General features: G+C 43.3%; 15 protein-coding genes and 1 pseudogene. 9 read left to right on the top strand and 7 right to left on the bottom strand.

Annotated elements, in window-relative coordinates; translation table 11 throughout:
* Window position 1 precedes the first annotated feature (1 nt).
* From ACVW0P_RS14050 to ACVW0P_RS14065, 4 genes are all read left to right on the top strand, one after another.
* A complete protein-coding gene (locus ACVW0P_RS14050) occupies window positions 2-1,333 on the top strand; it encodes a TldD/PmbA family protein (RefSeq protein WP_457132672.1) in 1,332 nt (443 codons plus the stop codon).
* Window positions 1,334-1,404: 71 nt separating this feature from the next.
* On the top strand, window positions 1,405-2,007 hold the full coding sequence (locus tag ACVW0P_RS14055) for a hypothetical protein (RefSeq protein ID WP_457132673.1): 603 nt from the start codon (window positions 1,405-1,407) through the stop codon (window positions 2,005-2,007).
* Between the two features lie 78 nt (window positions 2,008-2,085).
* Window positions 2,086-3,093 (top strand): phosphotransferase enzyme family protein, encoded by a 1,008-nt coding sequence (locus ACVW0P_RS14060; RefSeq protein WP_457132674.1) that lies wholly within the window; start codon window positions 2,086-2,088, stop codon window positions 3,091-3,093.
* Window positions 3,090-3,947, top strand: a complete 858-nt coding sequence (locus ACVW0P_RS14065) for an NAD(P)-dependent oxidoreductase (protein WP_457132675.1) — start codon at window positions 3,090-3,092, stop codon at window positions 3,945-3,947. Before ACVW0P_RS14060 ends, ACVW0P_RS14065 begins: the two co-directional genes overlap by 4 nt.
* Window position 3,948: 1 nt before the next feature.
* On the opposite strand, the gene ACVW0P_RS14070 is transcribed toward ACVW0P_RS14065, so the two are convergent.
* Complete coding sequence (locus ACVW0P_RS14070) at window positions 3,949-4,770, bottom strand: hypothetical protein (RefSeq protein WP_457132676.1); 822 nt, start codon at window positions 4,768-4,770, stop codon at window positions 3,949-3,951.
* A 289-nt stretch (window positions 4,771-5,059) separates the two neighbouring features.
* On the opposite strand from ACVW0P_RS14070, the pseudogene ACVW0P_RS14075 reads away from it, so the two are divergent.
* The 3 genes and pseudogenes from ACVW0P_RS14075 (at window position 5,060) to dnaK (ending at window position 10,164) form a co-directional block, all read left to right on the top strand.
* Window positions 5,060-5,883 (top strand): annotated as a pseudogene (locus ACVW0P_RS14075) (DUF808 family protein).
* A gap of 178 nt (window positions 5,884-6,061) precedes the next feature.
* Entirely contained in the window at window positions 6,062-8,080 is a 2,019-nt protein-coding gene (gene ispG / locus ACVW0P_RS14080) for a (E)-4-hydroxy-3-methylbut-2-enyl-diphosphate synthase (protein ID WP_457132677.1), read from the top strand.
* 176 nt (window positions 8,081-8,256) lie between these two features.
* Entirely contained in the window at window positions 8,257-10,164 is a 1,908-nt protein-coding gene (dnaK, locus tag ACVW0P_RS14085) for a molecular chaperone DnaK (RefSeq protein WP_457132678.1), read from the top strand.
* Between the two features lie 198 nt (window positions 10,165-10,362).
* On the opposite strand, the gene ACVW0P_RS14090 is transcribed toward dnaK, so the two are convergent.
* The 4 genes from ACVW0P_RS14090 to ACVW0P_RS14105 all read right to left on the bottom strand — a co-directional run bounded on the left by ACVW0P_RS14090 (window position 10,363) and on the right by ACVW0P_RS14105 (window position 13,533).
* Entirely contained in the window at window positions 10,363-10,722 is a 360-nt protein-coding gene (locus tag ACVW0P_RS14090; protein WP_457132679.1) for a response regulator, read from the bottom strand.
* A gap of 285 nt (window positions 10,723-11,007) precedes the next feature.
* Window positions 11,008-11,328, bottom strand: a complete 321-nt coding sequence (locus tag ACVW0P_RS14095; protein ID WP_354431775.1) for a glycine zipper domain-containing protein — start codon at window positions 11,326-11,328, stop codon at window positions 11,008-11,010.
* Between the two features lie 95 nt (window positions 11,329-11,423).
* Window positions 11,424-12,221, bottom strand: a complete 798-nt coding sequence (locus tag ACVW0P_RS14100; protein WP_457132680.1) for an alpha/beta fold hydrolase — start codon at window positions 12,219-12,221, stop codon at window positions 11,424-11,426.
* A 4-nt stretch (window positions 12,222-12,225) separates the two neighbouring features.
* Window positions 12,226-13,533 carry a gluconate:H+ symporter gene (locus ACVW0P_RS14105; protein WP_457132681.1) on the bottom strand — a complete coding sequence of 436 codons (1,308 nt, stop codon included), beginning with the start codon at window positions 13,531-13,533 and terminating at the stop codon, window positions 12,226-12,228.
* A gap of 187 nt (window positions 13,534-13,720) precedes the next feature.
* On the opposite strand from ACVW0P_RS14105, the gene ACVW0P_RS14110 reads away from it, so the two are divergent.
* Both ACVW0P_RS14110 and ACVW0P_RS14115 read left to right on the top strand, forming a co-directional pair.
* A complete protein-coding gene (locus tag ACVW0P_RS14110) occupies window positions 13,721-14,944 on the top strand; it encodes a multidrug effflux MFS transporter (protein ID WP_457132682.1) in 1,224 nt (407 codons plus the stop codon).
* A gap of 267 nt (window positions 14,945-15,211) precedes the next feature.
* Complete coding sequence (locus ACVW0P_RS14115; protein ID WP_457132683.1) at window positions 15,212-17,395, top strand: ATP-binding protein; 2,184 nt, start codon at window positions 15,212-15,214, stop codon at window positions 17,393-17,395.
* A 304-nt stretch (window positions 17,396-17,699) separates the two neighbouring features.
* On the opposite strand, the gene ACVW0P_RS14120 is transcribed toward ACVW0P_RS14115, so the two are convergent.
* Window positions 17,700-18,197 carry a hypothetical protein gene (locus tag ACVW0P_RS14120; protein ID WP_457132684.1) on the bottom strand — a complete coding sequence of 166 codons (498 nt, stop codon included), beginning with the start codon at window positions 18,195-18,197 and terminating at the stop codon, window positions 17,700-17,702.
* Complete coding sequence (locus ACVW0P_RS14125) at window positions 18,175-18,678, bottom strand: hypothetical protein (protein ID WP_457132685.1); 504 nt, start codon at window positions 18,676-18,678, stop codon at window positions 18,175-18,177. The genes ACVW0P_RS14120 and ACVW0P_RS14125 overlap by 23 nt, the downstream gene beginning before the upstream one ends.
* Between the last annotated feature and the right edge of the window lie 130 nt (window positions 18,679-18,808).

Consider the following 18,808-nt stretch of genomic DNA (forward strand, 5'->3'; position numbering starts at 1 on the left):
TATGCCTATATATACAAAAGAACAAGCACAGGCTTTATTGAAGAAAGTGCTTAGCTATTCAAAAGCCGACGAGTGCGAAGTAGGACTTAGCGGGAGCGAGGGCGGTAACGTACGTTACGCATTAAACGCAGTATCAACCGCGGGCGATATCAGCACGGTTGGGCTTAGCGTAACCTCTGTTTACGGCAAAAAGGCAGGTTCGGCTACTATTGACCAATTCGACGATGCTTCGTTAGAGCGCGTTGTCCGCCGTTCGGAAGAATTGGCACAACTGGCTCCCGAAAACTCGGAATACATGCCGATGCTGGGTCAAAGCGAGTTTAAAGAAGCCATTACCTATAACGCCAATACTGCGGCCATGACGCCCGAGAGCCGTGCCGAAATGGTAGGTAAAAGCCTGCAGGTAACTAAGGATGCCAAGCTGTTTGCAGCGGGTTTCCTGGAAAACTCAAGCGGCTTTAACTCCGTCATGAACTCTAAAGGGTTATTCGCTTATAATAAAAGCAGCGATGTTACCTTTTCGGTTACCACCCGTAACGAGGGGGGCACCACATCCGGCTACGCTGCGCGTGGTTTTACCGATGCAGCAAAACTGGACACTGCTTCTGCAACCCGTGTGGCCTGTATGAAAGCCAATGCATCTATAGGTGCACGTGCTATCGAGCCCGGAAAATACACAGTGATATTAGAGCCCGTTGCGGCAACCTATATGCTGGAGAATATGTTCCGTTTTGACGCGCGCAGCGCGGAAGAAGGTCGCAGTTTCCTGAGTAAAAAGGGTGGCGGCACCCGTTTGGGTGAGCAACTGGTTGACCCGAAGGTTACCATCTACTCAGACCCTTTTAACGCAGACCTGCCCGGTTCTACCTGGGGCGGTGATGGATTACCGCGCGAGAAAACATTGTGGATAGATAAAGGCGTAGTGAAAAACCTTTCGTACTCGCGCTTTTGGGCGCAAAAGAAAGGTGTGCAACCTACCCCCGGCCCAAGCAATATTATTATGGAGGGCGGCACCCAAACGCTGGAAGAATTGATAAAAGGTACCGAAAAAGGCATCCTGGTATCCAGGTTATGGTACATCCGTATGGTCGACCCGCAATCCTTGCTGCTAACCGGCCTTACGCGCGACGGTACGTTTTATATTGAGAACGGTAAGATCATGTTCCCGGTAAAAAACTTTAGGTTTAACGAGAGCCCGGTAATCATGCTGAACAACCTCGAAGCCCTTGGCAAACAGGAACGCAGCATCAGCGTAGAAAGCTACCGCAGCTACCTTATCCCACCAATGAAGATTAGGGACTTTACATTTAGTTCGCTTTCGGACGCGGTATAGAATTGTGATATTTGACAGCTTTCAAAGAGATGTCAAATCTGATTTGGGGTAAGAAAGCTTAAAATCAAGAAGTGGAAACAAAACGTTATGTATTACCAAAGGGAGCCGTAAAGGGAACAGCAATAGGACTTTTTATGATGGCTTTTTTTACAATGGTATGGGCGGGGATTGCATATGGCGGGTTGCACGGAGACGTCTACGCGTTGTTGTTATTTGTATTCCCTTTATTAAGCGTGTTTTTTGTCATAAAAGGAATAGCCTTATTTAAGATAGCTAAAAACTTTCCAGACTCGGCATCTGAAGCAGATAAAGCTGAACAAAAGAGAATAGGAAAGTGGTTTGGAATGACTTTTGGCGCAGAAGCTTTGGGCATATTTATCGGGATCAAAATAGCTGTTAACCTTGGTTATCCGGAACTTACCATACCTGTAATGGCGTTGGTAGCGGGGCTGCATTTTTACCCTATGGCTAAAATATTTAAACGCACTGTGGATTATTATCTGGCAACGTGGAGTACCTTATTTGCTTTATGTAGCATAGTTTTTACCTTAAAAAAGTTGATGCCAGCTAACTACATACTTGTTTTTTTAGGCGTAGGGCTTGCTATTACCACATCATGTTACGGGTTATATATGACTAAACAAGCAACAAAGTGGTTAAACGCACCAACTTAAATTACTAATAACAAAATATCAAACGCCATTGCCGTAAGCAGTGGCGTTTTTGTTTCTTTGCACCCCAAAACGATTATCATGCAAAATTTCCCGGTCAGTAACTCTACGCTCTTGTCAAAACATGTTGGTTTGTTTTTGCAGGAACATTATGGTTTCGGTGCAGATGCTGTTTGCAAACTGTTGAAAACAGGCATTAATCATAGCTATTTAATTACCGATGGCGATAAGAAAGCAGTCTTTCGCATCTATAGTTTAAACTGGCGCAGCCGGGAGGAAATTTCCGAAGAGATAAGACTATTGAATTTGCTGCGCGATTCGGGGATTTCGGTATCGTACCCGATAGAAGATACTTCAAGGAATTATATTCATGAAATAGTTGCCCCGGAAGGTATGCGTTATGCAGCGCTTTTTTCGTTTGCCGAAGGGGAGAAACATTTGAATTTCCCTGCCGATCTGCATTGTAAAGTTGGCGAAACCATCGCCCGTATCCACCAGGTTACACATAATCTGCAGCTAAAAAGGGTAGCTTATACACCCAAAGTGATCCTCCAGGATTCGGTGGATCAGATAAAGGAATTTTTACCTGCCGATACCGAAGAAATGCAATGGATGCTATCAACCCAAAAGGTATTGCTTAATGAATTAGCTAAAGCCGATACCAGCCAATTAAGAATAGGTACCACCCATATGGATATCTGGTTCGATAATTTTAACATTACCAAAGAAGGGCAGATCAGTTTGTTTGACTTTGATTTTTGCGGCAACGGCTGGCTATGTTACGATATTGCTTACTACGTTTTGCAGTTGCATAGCACCGAAAAGGTAGCAGCCGAACGTGATGAAAAACTTAAGGCCTTTTTTGCAGGCTATGAATCAGTCACCCAAATAACGGATGAAGAAAAGCGCTTGCTGCCCGCACTGGGTGTTTGCATGTATTTCTTTTACCTCGGTATACAATGCCAGCGGTTCGATAACTGGTCGAACGTTTTTTTGAATGAAACCTATTTGAAACGCTTTATTAATCTGCTTGTAAAAAAACACTTCGACGAAAACGTTGTCACCACAAATACTGTTAAACCATCATGACAAATACAAAAATTGGCTGGATAGGCCTTGGCCTAATGGGCAACCCTATGTCGCAACAATTGCTTAAGGCAGGGTACCCGGTTACCGTTTACAATCGCAGTAAAGATAAAGAAGCCAAACTAAAAGAACAGGGCGCGGGCACGGCACCAACACCAAAGGAACTTTTACAGCAAAACGATGTAGTAATTATTATGGTTACCGATGATAAGGCCATCAACGAAATATTTACGGGTGAGGATGGTCTGTTAAAGGCTGATGTGAAAGATAAGATCATCATAAACATGAGCACGGTTTCTCCAGCCATCAGCAAGCAAATGGCCGCATTTTGTAAAGAGCAGGGTAACCACTACCTGGACGCACCGGTATCGGGCAGCGTTAAACAAGCGGAAACCGCCCAATTGGTTATCATGGCAGGTGGCGGTGCCGAAGTGTTTGAAAAAGTAAAACCGATACTGGAAACCATTGGCAAAATAGCCGTAAATGTTGGTGAAGTAGGGGCGGGTAACGCGGCAAAATTAGCCATCAATACGTTGCTTGGTTTCTATACTCAGGGGTTAGCTGAAGCGGTTATCCTCGCAAAAAATAATGGCATAGCTCCCGAAGTATTGTTGAACCTGTTGGGCAACGCTGCTATCGCCAACCCATACACCAAGCTTAAAGGCGATGCTATTGTGAACGATAATTTTAAAGCAGCGTTCAGCCTTAAAAACATCGTGAAAGATCTGAAACTATCGCGTGATATTGGCTTAACTACCCCATTGGGCGAAACCGCATTAAAAACATTTGAAGCTGCCAGCGAAAAGTTTGGAGATGACGATCTCATCGCGATCTACAAATATCTGGATACCAAATAGGCTATTCCCGCTTCTTTTTTAAGCTGAACGCGGGTTTGTTAGATTGGATCTTATCGGCATTATCATAAAGGCTTAAGGTGCGCTTATTAATGATGAACGAGTAGGCTTTTTGATCTTTAGCATTCAGGTTAAAAATGATTTCGTCGTGGCTGTGCTCCGGGTCGGCAATATGGTCGTTTTGTACAAAGTAGGTGGTTAATCCGGGTAGGCCGGTCACTTTACCGTTGTCATAAAACTTTGCCAATATTTTTTTGCCGGTAGCATCCGTGCCTTCGTAATCACCGGATAAGATAGCCTGGTTGATCATAAAATTCATGCCTTCTGCCAACCCACCCGCAGGTTTGTTTTGCATTGCTTTGATGTACTGGGCGGTATTTGTCTCTTTAGTTTGATCGTTATAGCTGTAGATAATTAGCGTGGTGTCGCCATTTTTTATCTTGTAGCTTAATTCATCATCGCCAAACCCTATAGTGGTGGTGTTTTTACCGGCCTGGAACCTTAGCGCCATATTAGTCCCTTCGTGGTTGTTTAACACAACAGGCACCATAATGCTATCGCCCTTAAGTTGCGCGGTATCAATATACATTACCGTAACGCCGGTGCCCTTTTCTACAGCCTCAAGCGGCGATTTACTTTTCTTTACTTTTTTAATGTAATCCTTCTTTACCCAAACACCGTTTATTAGTGGTTTAAATTGGTGTAACAAGTCCTGCGATTGGTCAAGGCGGCCGGCAGCGGTTGTGTCCTGATCGGTATCGCCTGTTTTACTTTTGCACGATAAGAATATACTGAGTATTAGCGGGAGGTAAACGATCCTTTTCATGTAGACGTGTTAATAACCCCAAGATAGCGAATTATAGGTCTATTCTTGTCTAAATGACACAATAAGTTTCGTATTAATTATTTGATAAACATTTATTATCGTTAACTACGTATAAATACCATGAAGAAAGATAAAGTGATAGAAACGCTTGCTTCATTTTAAAATGAGTTTTATGTCAATTTGTATGTTTGAATAATAAAACATATACAGATAAACTAATTGGCAGGTACCGGGTTACTGTTACATGGCTTCAGGTTTTTTTGCTATTTTAGATGATATTGCCGCGATTATGGATGACGTGGCCGTAACAACTAAACTGGCGGCACGCAAAACAGCAGGCATTTTAGGTGATGACCTTGCTGTTAATGCCGAAAAGGCTACCGGCTTTTTAGCCGACCGCGAACTACCCGTACTATGGGCTATCACTAAAGGTTCATTTGTTAACAAACTAATTATTGTCCCGGTTGCGCTGCTACTAAACATATTTTTCCCGATAGCAATTAAAGTTATATTGGTTTGGGGGGATGTTACCTGGCTTATGAGGGCGTGGAAAAGATAGTTGAATTTTTATTTAATAGTAAAAAAACCGCACGTTCCGTTATAAAAGAAAGGCAATCAAATGACGGCATCGCTGAAAAAGCCAAAATCAGGTCGGCCATATTAACCGACTTCATTCTGTCTGCTGAAATTGTGATCATAGCCTTAGGGGCAGTTTTGGAAAAGGAATTACTTATACAGATAATCACCGTGTCGGCTGTCGCATTGCTGGCCACCGTTGGTGTTTACGGTTTGGTAGCGATCATTATCCGTATGGACGATGCCGGCCACAAGTTGCTTAAAACATCCGGCGACAGACGCTTTGTTTCGGTGATAGGGAATTTATTAATTAGCGCTTTACCTGTGATCATTAAGCTGCTGAGTATCGTAGGGACTGTTGCGTTGGTGTTAGTCGCCGGCGGTATTTTTGTGCACAACATTGCCTATTTTCATTATGTGCTGCCCAATGTTACATCAATTGTTAAGGAGTTATGTGCTGGCTTGGTAATCGGTCTATTTATTGTAATAGTTCTAAAAATTGGTAAAGGCACATACAATATGTTAAGTTCTACTTGATTGCTACCGCTTGTTATCAGCAAATTAGCTAACAAACAAAGATTCATTTTCTTATTCGCGGTGCCGACCGTATGATTGCTCGATATCGGGTTGTAATCTGAAAGCAACATACCCATATCATTAATATTTCCTTTCAAACATAATCGTTAAATTTGCATCTTATTAATTCCACCCCTGCATGAATGCTGATGCTGTGAAAATGCTGCAAGGCCATTATTGTAATTCGATAACCGATTACTCCCGTTTTGTGACCCGCGAAGTTGCAATTGGCGACGTGCCAATGGGCGGCAACAACCCTATCCGCATCCAAAGCATGACCACTACAGATACCATGGATACCCTTGGCACTGTGGAGCAAACCATCCGTATGGTTGATGCAGGCTGCGAGTATGTGCGCATCACCGCGCCCAGCATTAAAGAGGCAAATAACCTTGCCGAAATAAAGAAACAACTGCGCCAGCGCGGGTATAATGTGCCGCTTGTTGCCGATATCCACTTTACCCCAAACGCTGCCGAAGTTGCTGCACGTATAGTTGAAAAGGTGCGTGTAAACCCCGGGAATTATGCCGATAAAAAGAAATTCGATACGTTAGAATATACCGACCAGGCTTACCAAGGGGAGTTGGACCGCATCTTCCAAAAGTTTACCCCGCTGGTAAATATTTGTAAAGAATATGGTACTGCCATGCGCATAGGTACAAACCACGGTTCGCTGAGCGACCGCATCATGAGCCGTTACGGTGATACCCCGCAAGGGATGGTAGAGAGCGCTATGGAGTTCATCCGCATGTGCGAAACCCTGGGGTATTACAGCCTGGTAGTGAGCATGAAGAGCAGTAACCCGCAGGTAATGGTACAAGCCTACCGCCTGTTGGTACAAACCATGGTTGCCGAAGGCATGAACTACCCGCTGCATCTTGGCGTAACCGAAGCCGGCGATGGCGAGGATGGCCGCATAAAATCTGCAGTGGGTATAGGAACATTATTAGAAGATGGCCTGGGCGATACCGTCCGCGTATCCCTCACCGAAGAACCCGAAGCTGAAGCACCGGTGGCAATTGCGTTGGTGAAGCGATATTCTACGAGAAGCGAAGTTGCCGGTGTGAAGAGCGGGATGGAAAATGTTACGCTCCCCGCACCGCAATCCCCACACTCCCCTTACGCATACAAAAAACGCGAAACATACGAAGCCAATGCTTTTATAGGTGGTCATATGGTGCCGAGGGTAGTGGTAGACTTATCTGCTGCAAACCTTAAAAGCCCCGCGGTGATGAATGATGCAGGTTACCTGTATTCGGAATTGCTGGATAAATACAACATGGCCGAGCAATCGGTTGATTTTGTTTACCTTGGCGATGCATTGCCATCTTTCGCCCTGCCGGGAAATCTGAAGCAACTCTATAATTACGCGACGTGGCAAAAGCTTGCTAATAAAACGCTATGCCACCCGCTCTTTACGTTAGAGGAGTATATCCAGGCTGATACCGACCATTCATCTACCCTGAACCTCGTGGGCATTAAAAATGCGGACCTTGATTCGGAAGCTTTTGGGTTGATTCCGTTGAATAGAAGTTTGGTTTTTGTGTTGGAAACAAACGAGAACCACGGCATGGCCGACCAGCGAGCATTCTTTCTCAAACTACAGGAGATGGAACTGGATGTGCCGGTGATTGTTAAGAGAAGCTATAAATTCGAGAGTCAAGAGTCAGCAGTTAAGAACCAAGAGGTGGACTTGGCTACCGAACTGCAACTTTATGCCGCTACCGATCTGGGCGCTTTACTGGTTGATGGCTTTGGCGATGGTATCTGGATAGATGCACCGCAGCTACCCACAAATATTATTACTTCAACCGCTTTTGGAATCTTACAGGCTACCCGCTCACGCATTTCCAAAACAGAATATATCTCCTGCCCAAGCTGTGGCCGTACGTTGTTTGACCTGATGGTGACCACCCAGATGATACGCAGCAGGACAAGCCACCTTAAAGGGTTGAAGATCGGCATCATGGGCTGCATCGTAAACGGACCCGGCGAAATGGCCGATGCAGATTATGGTTACGTAGGCTCGGGTACGGATAAGGTTACCCTGTATCGTGGACAGCAAGCTGTCAAGAAAAATATCAGCTCGACTAATGCTCTCGAAGAGCTTATCGGCATTATTAAAGGCGATGGCAACTGGATAGAGCCGGCGGAGTAAATAACCTTCCCGGTCAAGATAAAATCCCTGCCAACCTGTCATCGTGCCTCCAAGCACCCTGCCTTGGTTATTGTTAACTGACATATGGGTGATGTTTTTTCTGCCAAATGCACATTGGCACAGGCATTGATAAATAGGTGTGGAAGCATTAATTATCAAAATAATAAAATCATAATATGTCTAAAATAATTGGAATTGACTTAGGAACAACAAACTCCTGCGTATCAGTAATGGAGGGTAACGAACCCGTAGTTATTGCTAACAGCGAGGGAAAACGTACTACGCCTTCTGTTGTAGCTTTTGTTAACGACGGTGAGCGTAAAGTAGGCGACCCGGCAAAACGCCAGGCTATCACAAACCCTACAAAAACTATTTACTCTATCAAGCGCTTTATGGGTAACAACTTCAACGAGGTTACTACCGAAGTTGGCCGTGTACCTTATAAAGTAGTTAAAGGCGACAATAACACACCACGTGTAGAAATTGGCGACCGTAAATATACACCTCAGGAAATCTCTGCTATCATTCTTCAGAAAATGAAGAAAACTGCTGAAGATTTCTTAGGCCATGAAGTTACTGAAGCGGTTATTACCGTTCCTGCATACTTTAACGATGCACAACGCCAGGCAACTAAAGAAGCCGGTGAAATTGCTGGTTTGAAAGTTCGCCGTATCATAAACGAGCCTACTGCTGCTGCCCTTGCCTACGGTTTGGACAAAGCGCACAAGGACATGAAGATAGCTGTATTTGACTGTGGTGGTGGTACGCATGATGTATCTGTACTGGAGTTAGGTGATGGCGTGTTCGAAGTAAAATCTACCGATGGTGATACACACTTAGGTGGTGACGATTTTGACCAGGTTATTATTGACTGGATGGCAGACGAATTTAAAAGCGACGAAGGTGTTGACTTGCGTAAGGACCCAATGGCTTTGCAACGTTTAAAAGAATCTGCAGAGAAAGCTAAGATCGAATTATCAAGCACAACACAAACAGAGATAAACCTGCCGTACATTACTGCAGGTGCCGAAGGCCCTAAACACTTGGTTAAAACTTTAACTCGTGCTAAATTTGAGCAATTGGCCGATAGCCTTATCAAACGTACTATTGAGCCATGCCGCACTGCATTGAAAAATGCAGGTTACAGTACTTCAGATATAGACGAGGTTATTCTTGTAGGTGGTTCAACCCGTATCCCTGCTATTCAGGAAGCGGTTCAAAAATTCTTTGGTAAAGCGCCGTCAAAAGGTGTTAACCCTGATGAAGTTGTTGCCATTGGTGCAGCTATACAGGGTGGTGTGTTAACCGGCGAGGTTAAAGATGTATTATTGTTAGATGTTACCCCGTTATCATTAGGTATCGAAACTATGGGTGGTGTAATGACAAAATTGATCGAGTCTAACACAACTATCCCTACCAAAAAATCAGAAACATTCTCTACAGCATCTGATAGCCAGCCATCTGTTGAGATCCACATATTACAGGGCGAGCGCCCGATGGCAGCGGGTAACCGTACCATAGGCCGTTTCCACCTGGATGGTATACCACCCGCACCTCGCGGTGTGCCTCAGGTTGAAGTAACATTTGACATTGATGCTAACGGTATATTACATGTATCTGCAAAAGATAAAGCAACAGGTAAAGAGCAAAAGATCCGTATTGAAGCCTCTTCGGGCTTAACCGATGCCGAGATCAAAAAGATGAAGGATGAAGCTGAAGCTAACGCCGAATCTGATCAGAAGGCAAAAGAAGAAGTTGAGAAACTGAACTCTGCTGATGCCCTGATCTTCTCTACCGAGAAACAATTGAAAGAGTACGGTGATAAGATCCCTGCCGATAAAAAAGGCGCTATCGAAGCTGGCTTAGAAAAATTGAAAACAGCTTACGCTGCAAAAGATCTTGCTGCTATCGAGCCTGCACAGGAAGAGTTAAACGCTGCATGGACTGCTGCATCTGAAGATATGTACAAAGCATCTGCCGAAGGCGGCCAACAACCGGGTGCCGACGCAGGTCAGCCGGCCGGTGGCCAACCAGAAGGTGGTGCTGATAACGTAACAGATGTTGACTTCGAAGAAGTAAAATAATCAGCCCGATATATAATTGAAAAAGGCCCCGAATTTCGGGGCCTTTTTTGTGGGCCTCACCCTGCCCTCTCCAAAGGAAGGGTTCTGAGAGCTGCACTAAACTCAACCTGTCATTGCCAAGTATGCAATAATGGTGGGTTAAAACGAAAAAGTCCTGCGGATACCAGCAGGACTTTTTATTATGTTATAATCGTGTTCTTACAAGATCAAATTATTCACCTTTTCAACCAACTCGTTTAAATCGAATGGTTTATTGATAATGGCATCACAACCGTAGGCGTAAAGGTCGGCTTCGTGGTTAATATAGGCCGAAAATATAATAACCGGTACGTTGCTGAATTTAGGGTGGGCTTTAATGCTGCGGCAAAGTTCGCCACCGTTTTGGCCGGCCACCCGATAGTCAAGTATCACCAGGTCGGGTTCAAACTCTTCCAAAAACGGCATAACCTTAATACTTTCGCCTGTGCTTTTTACCTCGAAGTTTTCATAGGTAAGGGTTTCATGCACGATGTCTAAAATATCCTGATTATCATCCAGTACTAAAATACGCTTCACCATTTACAAGAGAATAAATTAATTAATAGGTTAACAAAGGTACCAATGTAAGATGAAAAACATATGATACGAATGTAAAAAATAGGATCGGAATATATTAGAGTATATGAGATGTAATCGGCTCTTGAACCAAATTTACTATAATTAAGATATTATAAAAAATATTATGGGGGAATATTTTATATGATATTGTATCAATTTTGTTGTGAAAGGACAATTGCACGATGGGTGTAGATAATTGGAATATATGGAAACAAAAAACCCGCTGTAGAAGCGGGTTTAATATGATTAATAAGGATATGCCCTACCTGGGTGAGCTCGTTTCCATGCTCGGCGGCGTTCCAGCCAGGCAGCATGTTTCTTTTTTTGTTCGCGTTTGCGGGCTTCGTTACCAATAATGTAACCACCACCTGCACCAATAGCACCACCAATTACGGCACCACCAACGCTTTTACCTATCAGGGCACCTGCAACAGCACCACCGGCGCCACCAATAATGGCACCTTTACCCTGTTTGCTCATTCCTTTACTTTCCTGCGCTTGCGCACCAAAATTAACAGTTGTAGTTAACGATAGTAACAAGCCTCCATATATGACTAACTTTTTCATGGTATGTATCTTATAAATATGAAATACTCTAACAAATAGTAAGCCACAAAGCCTACACAAGTTTAGAGGGTTTATAATGCAAATAGTTTAACCGCTTATTTCATAAAGTTAAGAATGGCGTCGGCAAACTGTATAGTATTGCCTGCAGTGTTGTGGTTGCCGGGCACGGTAACGAACTTAGAACCGGGTATCATTTTTTGCAGTATGGTAACGTCTCCGTTAGTGGTATCTTCTGTACCATCTATTAGTAATACAGGTATTTTAATTTTGGCAAGTTCTGCGGCACTGGTGCTTGGCTGGTATTTTTGCTGATAGGCCAGCGCCAGTTTATCGAAGTTGTTTTTATTTATCCAAATCATCATATCGTCCACATCATGAATGGTAGTATCGCCCATCAGCGCTTTGTAAGCATGGATGCGGCGCGGCCATTCGGGGTTGGTGTAGTCGGCACCCATGCCGCCCATCACTGCCTTGCTGATGCGTTTATCAAGCACCATTAGTCGTGATGTAATGATAGACCCTCGAGAGTAACCAATCACGCTGTATTTTTTAATGCCCAAACTGGTAGCCAATGCCATTACATCTTTCGCCTCTGCATCGTTGTTGTAACCGGCATCTGTATGCGGCTTGTCAGACTGCCCATTGCCGCGTTGGTCCAATATGATAACTTTATATCCTGCTGTAAGCAGCGCAGGGTACAGGCCGCCGTGTTTCCATCCCTGGCCGGTGCCTGTAAAACCATGTACCAAAATTACCGGGTAACCCTCGCCTTTTACCTCGTAATAGATTTTAGTGCCGTCGAACGATGTAAAAAACCGGCCTTCCGGGTTTTGCGCGTACAAGCTAATGCTGCAAACTATTGTTAAAACTAATGTTGATAAGATCTTCTTCATGATACTAAACAAATAGGTTTAAGATTAAAACGCCGCCAAGCCCAATAACAGACACCAGGCTTTCCATCATTGACCATGATTTGAACGTGTCCTTTATACTTAGGTTAAAATACTCCTTAAAGAGCCAAAAACCTGAATCGTTAACGTGAGAGAAAGCCAGGCTACCAGCACCGATAGATAGCACCATCAGGTTAGGGTTTACATGTTCGCTCACCACTAAGGATGATACTATACCCGCGGCTGTTAAACCCGCCACCGTTGCCGAACCCAGGCTCACGCGGATAATAGCCGCTATCACCCAGCCTAAAACCAAGGGCGGCATGTTGAATGTTTTAAGGTTCTCGGCTATCTCGTTACTTACACCGCTCGTAGTAAGCACTTCTTTAAACGCGCCAGATCCGGCTATGATAAGCAGGATGAGCGAAATGTCTTTTACGGCATCAATATAATTAACACCCAACTGGCCCATGTTGCGGCCTTGTTTTATACCAAGGGTATAGGTTGCCACAATAAGGGCTATCAGCATTACAATTGATGGGTCGCCAAGGAAGGCCATTACTTTTAAAACCTTCTCATTCTTGATACCTAAATATGGAAAAAAAGCCGTTAACATCAATAATATTACCGGCAGCAAAGCGGTAAAAAAGCTGATGAAGCCACTTGGCAGTTTATCGGCAGGCATTTCTTCGGCGCGGAATGTTGCCAATGGTTCTGACGGGATCTTCTTTAGAAAACTGGCAAATACAGGCCCTGCGAGAATAATGGTTGGTATAGCAATAGCAAGGCCATACACAAATGTGGTAGCCATATTTGCATGAAACAGTGCCACCAATGCCGATGGCGAAGGGTGTGGCGGCAAAAAACCATGCGTAACCGATAAGGACGCGATCATGGGCAGGCCGATATAAACCGCAGGTAATTTGTACTTATATACTACCGAAAATATCAGCGGCACCATCAGCACAAAACCTATCCCATAAAATAGGGGGATGCCAATAATAAAGCCCGCAGCTACCAAGGCCCATTGAATATATTTTTGACCAACGGCGTTAACTAAAACCTCGGCAATTTTTTGGGCTGCCCCGCTTGCCGCGACCAATTTACCCAGCATCGCCCCAAGGCAAATAATAATGAGCAGGCTGCCCAATATATCGCCAATGCCTTTTTGTACCGATGCGGTTACTTTATTGATAGGGATGCCCAGCATTAAACCCGCGGTAATAGATACCAGCAGAAAGGCGAGGAAAGGGTTGAGTTTTGCCCAGCTAACCAGCAGTATGAGCAGTACTATACAGAACAGTATAACCAGCATTGTTTTATATAAAGATTTATAAGTGTATTGATTACCGGGGTGGCCGATGCGACTAATGTAGTAATTATATTAATTGCATGTGTGCCTTTCTATTCTTTCATTATAGTGTCTGTTAATGGTTTGATAAGAAACTATTTTACAATCACCTTACTGAGATCACTCAATTAAACTTCGTTTCTTTGTGACCATGACAAGCCAACGCTATATTTTCCTGATCCTAATCTTGGGCTCACTTACAGCACTCGCGCCTTTTTCCATTGATATGTATTTGCCGGGTTTTCCGGATATTGCTAAATCGCTGCATACCAGTACAGAGAATGTGGCCTTGTCGCTTTCCAGTTTCTTTATCGGGATTTCCGCCGGGCAGTTGCTTTACGGGCCTTTACTTGATAAATATGGCCGCAAGCCACCTTTGTATTTTGGCCTGGCATTATATATAGTAGCATCTGTAGGCTGTTATTTTTCTACCAGTATTGAGATGCTTATTGCCATGCGTTTTATACAGGCTATTGGCGGTTGCGCGGCTTCGGTATCATCTATTACTATGGTACGTGATATATTCCCGGTAAAAGATAACGCAAAGGTGTTTGCGCTGCTGATATTGGTTTTAGGTGCATCACCCATGATAGCGCCTACAGTTGGTGGCTATGTTACCACTGCTTTTGGCTGGCAGTTGATATTTATAATCCTGGCGGTAATTGCCGTGCTGATATGTGTTGCCGTTATCTTCTTTTTGCCGGAGAGTTACAAACCCGACCCAACATATTCCTTAAAGCCCAGGCCTATAATCAACGGATTTATAACCGTTATTAAAACACCACAGTTTTACACTTACGCCATCAGCGGAGGGATAGCATTTTCAGGGTTATTCGCTTACATTTCTTCATCTCCCCTAGTATTTATGGAGGTATTTAAGGTGAGCAGCAAAGTTTACGGCTGGATCTTCGCTATCCTTTCGGTTGGCTTCATTGGTTCCAGCCAGGTAAATAGTTTGCTGGTTAAAAAATACAAAAGCGGCCAAATTGTGAATGCTGCACTTATTGCAATGGTCATCATCTCGGCATTATTCGTTGTGGGTTCTATACAAAACATACTGGGCCTTGTGGGTACTATTATTATGATATTTTTAGTGCTTTGTTGTGTGGGCATCGCCAGTCCAAATACTTCTGCCTTAGCTTTAGCCCCTTTCGAGAAAAACGCAGGTACGGCATCGGCACTGTTAGGGGCGTTTCAAATGACAATGGGGTCGCTGGTATCGGTAGGGATAAGTTTGTTTAAAAGCCAGTCGTCGTTACCCATGTCAGCTATTATGCTGGTGGCATCATCATTAGCCCTGCTTATCGTCATAATAGGGCGCAGGAACATCAAAGAAAAGGTCGAATATAAGGGCGGGTCTTTCGCTGCGCATTAGAGGGGCTAAAGGTTGTGCTTACATATAACTGTTAATTTGTTTTATATAGTGGAGTGTTTTTCATTATTGCATACTATTAAGAACAGTACAATGAAACGGAAAGTGCTGTGTCTGTAACATGTACGGATGAAATGGCTTAAATGTATTCCTGTACGGAATATTGTATATTGTGGCATTATGCTTGTAATCAGCAATGTAGAATGCAAACTAACAGTTGTGTTGTTTACAACTTTTAGGTGTGCATAGCTGATATACGAAAGTCCCCCTATGATTGCCGGTGTAAAAAAAATACCTATCCTACGTTACGCTCTAATTGTAATGCTCATTGTGGTGTTATTTGGAAGCGCATTCTATTTATACCTTCATTATAACAAGGCCGAAAAATTACGTAGCAATTTCCAGCAAATGGTAAAAGCACGCGAAAATTCATCCCTTATAGACAGTTGTATAGTTGAACTTTACAGCGCGGATAACAGCAGCCGCATGTATGCGCTTACCGGCCGTAAATGGTATTTCAATGAGTTTTCAAGACAGATCAAGAATGTACGCGGTATTATCACGGCTCTAAACAGGAATGATAAAAGCTCGGCCAATTTATCTGACGATGACGAATTGGATAACCTGGTTAGCGAGAAAAAATTAAAAACCGACAGCTATATTAAACTGATGACCTTATCTGATAGCCTGATGAGATCGGCCAAAAAGATTAACAAGGCATTAAAGGATAAAAACAACAAGATACTACAGCAACCCGTGGTAAGCCGTATAAAAACGCAGTTACGCATAGACACTGTTAGAACAGTAGCCGTTGCCAAAACGCCGGAACAAAAAAAGAAATTTTTGGGCCGCCTGTTTTCCGTTTTCGATAAGAAGAAAAAAGAAGAACCAAAAGCAAAGCCCTTTCTTTTAGCAAGACGTACAGATACCATTATTACTACCATGACCGCCAGCCCTAAAGTGGTACAGGCCTATAACAAGTATTACACAAAAATTAATGATGCCAACAATAAGCTGCGTGCCAACGAGCGCGAAATGCTCGAGATTAATAACCGTTTAATAAGCCAGATAATTGGCAGCCTTAAAAAATATAAGATAGCCGAGCAGCATTACATTGTTGGTAGCAAGGAAGAGATGAATAGCAACCTTTCTACCGTATTATACGAGTTTAAAAGGTTATCTGGTATCATGTTCTTATTACTTACTACCGTGGTGGTCATCATTTTATATAACATATGGAAGATCTTCCGTAACGAGGAGGAGATGGTTATTTACACCGAAATTGCAGAAAAATATGCGCAATCTAAAAGCCGGTTTTTGGCCAGCATGAGCCATGAGATCCGCACGCCGCTAAACTCTATCATCGGTTTCTCGGAGCAACTTACACAGAGTAATCTATCGGAGGCGCAAACCGAGCAGACCAACGCCATTCGCAGTTCATCAAAAATGCTGCTGGAAGTGGTGAACGAGATCTTAGATTTCTCTAAGTACGAAACCGGCAAAATGAACTTTGAGACTTCACCTTTTAGCCCTTACGAAGCTATCCAGGAAATTGTTACCAGTATGCAGGTGCAGGCCGGTAAAAAGAAGGTCGCGTTAAATTGCCAGGTAAACTTTCCTAAAGATCTTTGCTTTAGCGGCGATTATTTCAGGCTGAAGCAAGTTATCATGAACCTGGTTGGTAATGCCATTAAGTTTACCACCATTGGCGAGGTTAGCATAAATGCCTTTTTAACTGATGGCAAACCGGGCCAGCAGATTTTGAATGTACAGATCCGTGATACCGGTTTGGGTATTGATAGAGAGCATCTGCCGCTTTTATTTGAGGAGTTTTCGCAAGTTGCATCGGCACAAAAAACTGCCAACTACGGCGGTACAGGTCTTGGCCTTGCCATTTGTAAAAAGATAATTGAACTGCAGGGCGGCAGTATAAAGGTAACCAGTAAAGTAGGTAAAGGTTCGATATTTAGCTTTAAGTTACCGATGGAAATAGTCGCTAAAGCCGCCTGCGTGCAAACTGCAGAAGTTGTTTCAAGCTTTGACCCTAAACAATTTGTGGCCGGCCGCCATGTATTGATAGCAGAAGACAATAAGCTGAACGTACTACTTGTAAGCACTATTCTCAAAAAATGTAAAATAACCTTTGATGTTGCCTACAATGGCCGCGAAGCTTTGCAGCTTTTTGAAGATAACTATTACGACATTGTATTAACAGATATTGAAATGCCGGAAATGGGGGGTATCGAACTTACCCAGATTATCCGCGCAAACGGTAATTCTGTAAAAGGCGACGTGCCAATACTGGCCCTTACGGCCAATGTGCTTAAAGATGATAGGGATAAATACCTGTCGGTCGGGATGAGCGGCGTGGTGTTAAAACCATTCTCCGAACAAAACCTTATTGAGGGTATGGCAACCGCGTTATTAAAGCAAAATGAGCTGGTAAATGGTTAATTAACGATATTCGCAAACCGATATTTTTTATGTTCAATACATGTTTAAACGCTCATAAAAGTTGATTTATTTAAACTTTTTGTCAACTCCGAAGTTAATTTAACAGGAGGAGTACATGCCATGACATCATCACAAAGCAAAACAGCCACGTCAAAAAAAAATATTACAAAATCATCGTCCACCAAAAATAATGACTTGGAGACCCAAATGCCGTTAAGCGAAAAGGATGAAGTGAAAAACGCTGAACGCAAAACAAATAAGGCTGCCAAAAAATGATCTCCAGATTCAAAGTTAAATAAGGTTGTTATTTTTTTAGCTGGCGGAGCTCGGTCTTTAACTCCTTAAGCTGCTGTTGTGCCTGCCTGTTCTCCAGGTAAAAGTAGATAGCGCATCCCAAAAAGAGCTTACCTAAAATAAATACTGCGGCAAAAACCCATTTCCAGGTTTTGTGCACTTTCATATAGTTGTTTTCAGATTCTACCTCGATGTATTGCGATCGGTTATCGTGCTTGTCGAAATCCTGATAGTCGGTTTCTTTACGCTCGGTAAATTGCTCGGGGTTAGTCTCATGGCGAAGGACCAGTTCGTCAATACTGTCAGCAATCTTACCCCAGGTATGGGCAGGAGGGGTAACAGCCATGCTTTGGGCAAGTCGCTCCATATCTTTCTCCAGATCCTCAAGAGCGTGGTTTACTGCAGGATGTATGGTTTTCATATGCAGCAGTTCCTGTACCTCCTCTTCGGAAGCAGAACCTGTTACATAGGCTTCTAATATGCCGCTATTGATGTATTCCTGTATCATTACGGTTTTTCCTGATAATAATGAACGATTCTCGTAACAATTTCCTGATGGCGTCTTCTGGTTTGTTCAATTCTGAAGCTAAGTTAGCCGTTGTTTTGCCATGGTAATGCACACCACAAAAAACAACTTGCTGCTCGTTATCCATCAAATCAATAAACTTATTTCCTTGTATAGCTTTTTTGGTAGAAATCTCAACCCCATCGGCGCGGCTCTCAATAGAGCTGATAAATGATGATAGCTTTTTGCGGGTTAATTGCTGCAAGCGTAAAAACGCGTTTGAGCCCGGCGCCAGTATTTCTTCAATATCCTTATTCTGTAGTTCGTTAAAAACCTCTGTAAGGTATTGTTCGGCGACGGCGATCTCCTTCACCACCTCTATAATATAACCCAATAACATAGCGCCATAGTTAGTGTATAAACTATGCTTGCTTTGCTTAATTGTAGGTAATGAAGCTTCAGTATATGTTAACTGCTGTTCCAAGTTTATGAATGGGTTAGTAAGAGGAATTCAAAAATATTTATAATTGTTCTAATATATTAAAAAAGTACAATTAGTTAAAAAAGTTTCGTCCGAAAATGGTTTTCTGCTGCTTGCCCTACACCAAGTGTTA

The organism is Mucilaginibacter sp. UYNi724 (genome assembly GCF_054057495.1).

What these genes read in the sequence shown, in the direction of transcription:
- ACVW0P_RS14050 (WP_457132672.1), top strand. Translation starts at nt 2, where the DNA reads ATGCCTATATATACAAAAGAACAAGCACAGGCTTTATTGAAGAAAGTG.
- ACVW0P_RS14060 (WP_457132674.1), top strand. Translation starts at nt 2,086, where the DNA reads ATGCAAAATTTCCCGGTCAGTAACTCTACGCTCTTGTCAAAACATGTT.
- ACVW0P_RS14065 (WP_457132675.1), top strand. Translation starts at nt 3,090, where the DNA reads ATGACAAATACAAAAATTGGCTGGATAGGCCTTGGCCTAATGGGCAAC.
- ACVW0P_RS14070 (WP_457132676.1), bottom strand. Translation starts at nt 4,770, where the DNA reads ATGAAAAGGATCGTTTACCTCCCGCTAATACTCAGTATATTCTTATCG.
- ispG (WP_457132677.1), top strand. Translation starts at nt 6,062, where the DNA reads ATGAATGCTGATGCTGTGAAAATGCTGCAAGGCCATTATTGTAATTCG.
- dnaK (WP_457132678.1), top strand. Translation starts at nt 8,257, where the DNA reads ATGTCTAAAATAATTGGAATTGACTTAGGAACAACAAACTCCTGCGTA.
- ACVW0P_RS14090 (WP_457132679.1), bottom strand. Translation starts at nt 10,722, where the DNA reads ATGGTGAAGCGTATTTTAGTACTGGATGATAATCAGGATATTTTAGAC.
- ACVW0P_RS14095 (WP_354431775.1), bottom strand. Translation starts at nt 11,328, where the DNA reads ATGAAAAAGTTAGTCATATATGGAGGCTTGTTACTATCGTTAACTACA.
- ACVW0P_RS14100 (WP_457132680.1), bottom strand. Translation starts at nt 12,221, where the DNA reads ATGAAGAAGATCTTATCAACATTAGTTTTAACAATAGTTTGCAGCATT.
- ACVW0P_RS14105 (WP_457132681.1), bottom strand. Translation starts at nt 13,533, where the DNA reads ATGCTGGTTATACTGTTCTGTATAGTACTGCTCATACTGCTGGTTAGC.
- ACVW0P_RS14110 (WP_457132682.1), top strand. Translation starts at nt 13,721, where the DNA reads ATGACAAGCCAACGCTATATTTTCCTGATCCTAATCTTGGGCTCACTT.
- ACVW0P_RS14115 (WP_457132683.1), top strand. Translation starts at nt 15,212, where the DNA reads ATGATTGCCGGTGTAAAAAAAATACCTATCCTACGTTACGCTCTAATT.
- ACVW0P_RS14120 (WP_457132684.1), bottom strand. Translation starts at nt 18,197, where the DNA reads ATGATACAGGAATACATCAATAGCGGCATATTAGAAGCCTATGTAACA.